Annotated in this window: 1 protein-coding gene; it reads left to right on the top strand. The window is 61.0% G+C overall.

The features are described 5' to 3' along the window. Positions 1 to 25: 25 nt before the first annotated feature. Positions 26 to 251, top strand: a 226-nt coding sequence (locus JI667_RS22400) for a TRAP transporter large permease subunit (protein WP_206858737.1), incomplete at its 3' end; no start/stop codon positions are given.

Here is a 251-nt window from a genome sequence, read left to right as displayed (position 1 = left end):
CGATCAACGCCCTGAAAGGCACCGTATGACTGGCTTGTTCGCCATTCCCCTGCTGGTGGTGTTGATGGCCATCGGCGTTCCTGTCGCCTGGTCCTTCGCCGCGGTCACCGCCTTCCTTGTCTGGATCTACGATGTCGGGCTGAACACGCTGATGTTGCAGGGTTTCCGGTCGCTGAACTCGGTGATCCTGCTGGCGCTGCCCTTGTTCATCCTGACCGGATATCTGATGGAGAAGGGGGGCATCGCCCGGC

The organism is Bacillus sp. NTK074B, from assembly GCF_017303375.1.
GTDB lineage: Bacteria > Bacillota > Bacilli > Bacillales > Bacillaceae_B > Rossellomorea.
The sequence above is the reverse complement of the archived record's forward strand: the minus strand, read 5'-3'. Positions and strand labels throughout refer to the sequence as shown.